Origin of the sequence: Pseudonocardia sp. EV170527-09 (genome assembly GCF_008369905.1) — a bacterium.
Classification (GTDB): domain Bacteria; phylum Actinomycetota; class Actinomycetes; order Mycobacteriales; family Pseudonocardiaceae; genus Pseudonocardia.
The window spans coordinates 1-6,042 of sequence record NZ_VRMC01000154.1 but is presented as its reverse complement, the minus strand read 5'-3'; the positions used below and the strand labels follow the sequence as shown (position 1 = coordinate 6,042).

The window sequence follows — 6,042 nt, the reverse complement described above, 5'->3', positions numbered from 1 at the left end:
TGGAGAACGTGTGGCCCCAGGCGATCGTGCAGACCTGTGTCGTGCACCTGATCCGCAACTCACTGCGCTTGACTTCACGGCGTGACACCGACGCCGTCAAACGCGCCATCCGAGCTATTTACACCGCGTCCACCGCCGATGCCGCTGCAGCCGCGCTGGATGATCTCGATGACGAGTGGGGGCGAGCCCATCCGGCGATGATACGTTTGTGGCGTAACGCCTGGACCGAGTTCATGCCGTTCCTCGACTACGACATCGAGGTCCGGAGGGTGATCTGTACGACGAACGCGATCGAATCGTTGAACGCCCGCTACCGGCGAGCGGTCCGAGCGCGAGGGCATTTCCCCAGCGAGCAGGCCGCGATGAAATGTCTGTACCTTGTCACCCGCAGCCTCGACCCGACCGGACGAGGCCACACCCGATGGATGATGCGCTGGAAGCCAGTCCTCAACGCCTTCGCCATCACTTTCGGTGACCGCTGGCCGGGCGCCGAGCACTACTGACAACATCGCCGGAACCACCGTTCTCGTTACAGACCCGCCGGAAAACGGCGCCCTCGTCGTCGAGCACCGCGAGGACTGGACCGAGGTCTACGACTGGACCTACTCCGACCCGTCACCGCTGGCCGGGTGGCGGGCCTCGGGTACCGGCGCGCCGCTGTCCGCCGCGCACATGGGGGAGTGGGTCGACCGCACGGCCGAGCTCGTGCTCGCCACACGTCCGTGCCGGGTGCTGGAGCTGGGCTGCGGCACCGGGATGCTGCTGGAACGGATCGCCCCGCACGTCGACGCCTACGTGGGCACCGACATCGCGGGCGACGTCGTCGATCGGCACCGCGCCGACGCCCGGCACGGGGTGACGGTCGTGCGGGCCGCCGCGCACGAGGCCCGGTCCGCCGCCGTGGCGGACGCCCTCGGCGGGCGGGCACCGGACTGCGTGGTGATCAACTCCGTGACGCAGTGCTTCCCCGACCTGCCCTACCTGACCGAGGTGCTCCGCACCGCGACCGCGGTCGTCGCGGCCGGTGGGACGGTCGTCGTCGGCGACGTGCGACACGCGGGCCTGCACCTGCGGCACTGGCGGGAGACCGTCGCCGCCACCGAACCCGCCCTCGACGACGACGCCCTGGCACGCACCGTCGCCGAACGGGCCGCCGCGGACCGCGAGCTCCTGGTCGACCCCGCCGCCCTCGTCACCGCCGCGCTGGCGGGCGGGCGCCGGATCGCCGTCGCCGTGCACGCCAAGACCCTCACCGACGACACCGAGCTGTCGCGCCACCGGTTCGACGTCGTCCTGCACGTCGACGCGGCCCCCGGCCCGGTCCCGCGGGTCCTGGACTGGACCGGCGACCCGCTGGCCGGACCGGAGCCGGTCCTGCTGCGCGGCATCCCCAACGCGCTGCTGCGGCCCGGCCCGCACGCGGTCACCGCGGCCCGGCTGCGCTCCGACCTCGCCGGTCACGACGCCGCCGTCCTCCTCGATCCGGACGACCCCGAGCTGCTGGCGGTCGCCCGCCCCGCCGCCGCCGGCGTCCGCCCCGGCGAGGCGCTCGCCGGCCCCGGCCGGGCCCACGAACCGCTCCCCGCGTTCGTGCGGAGCCGGGTCGGGCCGCTCGCGCGGCGTCTCGCCGGCCCCGACGCCACGGTCGTGCTGCCCCTCGTCGGGCCCGACGACGTCGCGGCGGCCGACGCCGCGGGCCGGGCCGCGCTGCCCGGCGGCGCCCCGGCCGGGACCGCGGGGCCCGCCGACGCGGTCGCCCGGCTCGACGCCGTCGCGCTGCACGCCATGGCCCGGGTGCTCGACGCGGGGGAGCCGGAGGTCGCCCCGCGGCACGCGTGGCTGGTGCGGCGGTGGCGGGCCGAGCTCGCCGCGCACGGCGACCCCGGGCCGCAGCCGGACGGCGCGCTGCGCGCGGCCTGCACCGACCTGGGCTATCCGCCCGCGATGGTCGAGTTCTTCGCCGCGGCCATGGCCCACCTGCCCGAGCTGCTCCGCGACGAAGTGCCGCTGCAGGCGCTGCTGTTCCCCGACGGCGAGATCGCGACCGCCCTGGCGAGCTACCAGGACAACACGATCAACACCTACCTCAACGGGGCGCTGGCCCACCTCGCCGCGACCGTCGCTCGGACCCGGGCGGAGCCGCTGCGCGTGCTGGAGCTGGGCGGCGGTGTCGGCGGCAGCACCCGCGCCGTCCTCGACGGGCTGGGGGAGGCACCGGTCGACTACCTGTTCACCGACGTCTCACGGTTCTTCCTCGACCTGGCCGCGACCCGGTTCCCGGGGGTGCGGACCGCGCTGCTCGACGTCACCACCGACCTGGCCGACCACGACGGCCGCCACGACCTCGTCGTCGCGGCGAACGTCCTGCACAACGCCGTCGACGTCCGCGCGACGCTCGCCGCCGTCCGCGGGGTGCTGGCCCCCGGCGGGGTGCTGGCCCTGGTCGAGTCGACCCGGGAGCACCGGCCGGCGCTGGTGTCGATGCAGTTCCTCATGTCCGCACGCCCGGGGACGGCCGCCGCCGGCAGCGGGGACCTGCGCGCCGGCACCGACCGGATCTTCCTCACCGAGCGGCAGTGGTGGGCCGAGCTCGCCGCCGCCGGTCTGCGGCCGGTCGCCGCGCTGCCCGGTGCCACCGACCCGCTCCGGGCGCTGGGGCAGCAGCTGCTGGTGGCGACGTAGCCGCCCCCGGCGGCGGGACGGCGCGGCCCGGTCACCCCTTCCGGCAGACGCACCCCTGCGAGGACCCGCCCGCGATCTTCGCCGAGCAGAACCTCCGGTCGATCGCGTCGTGGTCCGCCCAGCGGTGCGGGCAGACCGGGCAGAGGTCGCCGGGGCGGGTGTCGTCGGTGTCGGGTGCGGGGTGCCGGTCGTCCATGCTGGTGGTGCTCCTCCGGAGGTTGCCCCGAGCGGACCCGGGGACGGGTCAGGTGGCCGGTGGCCCGGCGGGGCGGCGCAGCGGGGCACCGACCGCGTGCAGGTGACGCAGCACCTCGGCGTAGGACCGCAGGGGCCCGGTGCGGGTGTAGGGCAGGCCGTGCGCGGCGCAGAACGCCTGCACGACCGGCTGGGCGCGACGCAGGTGCGGGCGCGGCATCCGGGGGAACAGGTGGTGCTCGATCTGGTAGTTCAGGCCGCCCATCGCGAGGTCGAGCACCCGGCCGCCGAGAACGTTGCGCGAGGTCGACACCTGCTTGTGCAGGTGGCCCAGCCGCAGGCCCGCCGGGACGACCGGCATGCCCTTGTGGTTCGGCGCGAACGCCAGCCCCATGTACACACCCCACAGCCCCTGGTGGACGACGACGAAGGCGACCGCCTGCAGCGGGTCGAGCACCCAGAACACCGCGCCCAGGTAGCCGACCGCGTGCGCGACGAGCAGCGCCGCCTCCAGCCGCGGTCGGCGGACCCGACGACGGACGACCGCCCGGACGGCCGTGACGTGCAGGCTCCAGCCCTCCAGGAACAGCAGCGGGAGGAACAGGTAGGCCTGGTGGCCGATCATCCATCGGACCGGCCCGCGTGCGGTGGCGGCCTGCTCGGGGCTGAAGGCGAGGAACGGGATGTCGATGTCCGGGTCGTCGTCGGCGTGGTTGGGGTGGGCGTGGTGGGCGGTGTGCTGGGTGACCCAGGCGCCGTAGCTCATCCCGATCAGCCCGCCGTGGAGGTGGCCGACGACGTCGTTGGCGCGCCGGCCGGCGAAGATCTGGCGGTGGCCCGCGTCGTGGCCGATGAAGGCCAGCTGCGTGGTCACGACCGCGAAGAACACCGCGAGCAGCAGCTGCCACCAGGACGGCCCGAGCCACACGAACGCGGTGACGCCGCCGGCGAGCAGGACCGCGTTCGCCGCGAACAGCAGCAGGTAGGGGCGGCGGGCCGCGCGCAGCAGTCCGGCGTCGGAGACCAGGGTGGCGAGCTCACCGAAGCCGCCCGCCCCACCCCTGCGGCGACGGCGGGCGTGCCCGCGGGTGGGGACGTCGTCATGCGAGTGCTCCGGTCGGCCCTCGGGACACGTGGCGGGCGGTCCTGACGACCGCGCGGCCGACGCGTCGGAACGAGCCGCCGGGTCGGGGCGACCACGGGACCGGCCGGTCGTGCCACGGAAGGAGCCGCGCCACGGGACGGCACGGTCACGCCTCCGTACCGTGACACACGGTGCGGGCCCCGGCAATCGGTGGCGTCCGCACCGTGTGTCACGGTCCCGGTCAGACCAGGCCGAGCAGCCGCACGTCGGCGGCGTACTTCTCGATCAACGCCCGGTCCAGGTGCGGGATGTCGGTCCAGCCGCCCGGCCGGGCCGCCTGCACCGCGGCCCGGAATGCCGCCGTCGGCGCCGCGCTGCCGGGCACCGCGTCGGCCGGCTTGTCGTAGGAGCGCAGCACCGGCAGCAGGGAGTGCTTGCGCTGCTGCTCGGGCAGCCCGCGCAGTGCGGTCTCGACCCGGTCGCGCCACTCGACGTAGTCGTCGAGACGGGTGACGGTGTGGCCCGCCTCCACCAGCCAGTCGACGAAGGTGTCGAGCGAGATGCCGTCGTCGTGCGGGTTGAACAGGTGGAAGGTGCGGAACCCGGCCGAGCCGTCGGTGCCGATCCCGTCGACGGCGGCGGCGCTGAAGTCGACCGGCAGCCCGTCGTAGTGCGCGCGGGCCCGGCCGCCGTCGGGGCCCGGCTCGTAGAACGACGCCGGGGCCAGCCCGGTCGCGAGCAGGGTGACGATCAGCCGGGTGAAGACGTCCGGCACGTTGAGCTGCCCGGCCCAGCGGGTGTGGGCCAGGATCATGTCCGACCGGAACACCGTGACCGGCAGCCCGCACAGGTCGTGCGCCTCGCGCAGCAGCACCTCGCCGGCCCACTTGCTCATGGCGTAGCCGTTGGCGTAGCCGTCGTGGACGTGGCGGACCGCGCTCATCTCGCGGATGTCGGTCTCCTCGGCGAACGAGCCCGCCGGGATCTGGTCGGCGACGCCGATCGTCGACAGGTACACCACCGGCTTGAGCCGGGTGGTGAGTGCGAGGCGCACGACCTCCGCGGTGCCGACGACGTTCGGGCCGAACAGCTGGCCGTAGGGCAGCACGTGGTTGACCAGCGCGCCGGGGTGCAGCACGACGTCGACCTCGGACGCGAGCCGCTCCCAGGTCGCCTCGTCGAGTCCGAGCCGCGGCGAGCCGAGGTCGCCCGCGAGGACCTCCAGGTGCTCCTCGGCGAGCGCGCGGTAGTGACGCAGCAGCTCCGGGTCGCCGGAGTCGAAGGTCTCGTCGAGCCGGCGGCGGGCCGCGGCGTCGTCGGAACCGCGGACCACGCAGACCACGGTGCCGCCGGTGCGCGCGGCCTGTTCGAGCCGGTCCAGGCACATGAAACGGCCGAGGAAGCCGGTGGCCCCGGTGAGCAGCACGGTCTGCGGCTCGCCCGCGGCCGGCGCGGGCAGCCCGGGAGCGGCGGCGAGGGTGGCGGGGTCGAGGAAGGCGTCGAGGCGCAGGTGCTCCGCCCGGATCTCGACGGCGTCGGGTCCGTGCACGCTCGCCGGGGTCGGGACGGCGTCGCCGTCGCGCAGCCGCTCGATGTGCGCGGCGACCGACCGCAGGTCACCGGCCGGGTTGATGACGACGCCGACCGGGACCTCGACGCCGAACACGTCGTGCAGCAGGTTCGAGAAGCTCAGCGCCGACAGCGAGTCGCCGCCCAGGTCGAGGAACGTCGCGTCCGGTGTGACCTCGGTGCTGGAGGCGCCGAGCAGCGCCCGGGCGGCGCGGATCACCGTCTCCTGCACCGGCTGGTCGGCACCACTCGCCCGCAGCGCGGCCAGCTCGTCGTTCTCGGCGCGCGCCAGCTCGGCGTAGAGCTGGTCGAGCCGCTCGCCGTAGCGCTCGCGCAGCCGCGGGCGCAGCAGCGGGTCTGTAACGAGAACGGTGGTTCCGGCGATGTTGTCAGTAGTGCTCGGCGCCCGGCCAGCGGTCACCGAAAGTGATGGCGAAGGCGTTGAGGACTGGCTTCCAGCGCATCATCCATCGGGTGTGGCCTCGTCCGGTCGGGTCGAGGCTGCGGGTGAC

General features: G+C 74.5%; 5 protein-coding genes. 2 read left to right on the top strand and 3 right to left on the bottom strand.

The features are described from left to right. Together FVA95_RS27080 and FVA95_RS27075 are read left to right on the top strand one after the other, a co-directional pair. The coding region (locus FVA95_RS27080; RefSeq protein ID WP_193564393.1) for a transposase at positions 1-503 on the top strand (503 nt) is incomplete at its 5' end. Continuing rightward, complete coding sequence (locus FVA95_RS27075) at positions 472-2,682, top strand: class I SAM-dependent methyltransferase (RefSeq protein ID WP_149666646.1); 2,211 nt, start codon at positions 472-474, stop codon at positions 2,680-2,682. The genes FVA95_RS27080 and FVA95_RS27075, both read left to right, overlap by 32 nt. Positions 2,683-2,713: 31 nt before the next feature. Here the strand turns inward: FVA95_RS27075 and FVA95_RS31525 are convergent, their stop codons facing one another. From FVA95_RS31525 to FVA95_RS27065, 3 genes are all read right to left on the bottom strand, one after another. Continuing rightward, positions 2,714-2,878 carry an RGCVC family protein gene (locus tag FVA95_RS31525; protein ID WP_164514900.1) on the bottom strand — a complete coding sequence of 55 codons (165 nt, stop codon included), beginning with the start codon at positions 2,876-2,878 and terminating at the stop codon, positions 2,714-2,716. A gap of 48 nt (positions 2,879-2,926) precedes the next feature. Beyond that, a complete protein-coding gene (locus FVA95_RS27070) occupies positions 2,927-3,904 on the bottom strand; it encodes an acyl-CoA desaturase (protein WP_149666647.1) in 978 nt (325 codons plus the stop codon). Between the two features lie 298 nt (positions 3,905-4,202). After that, positions 4,203-5,951, bottom strand: coding sequence for a thioester reductase domain-containing protein (locus FVA95_RS27065; RefSeq protein ID WP_149666645.1), 1,749 nt, complete (start codon positions 5,949-5,951; stop codon positions 4,203-4,205). Positions 5,952-6,042 lie beyond the last annotated feature (91 nt).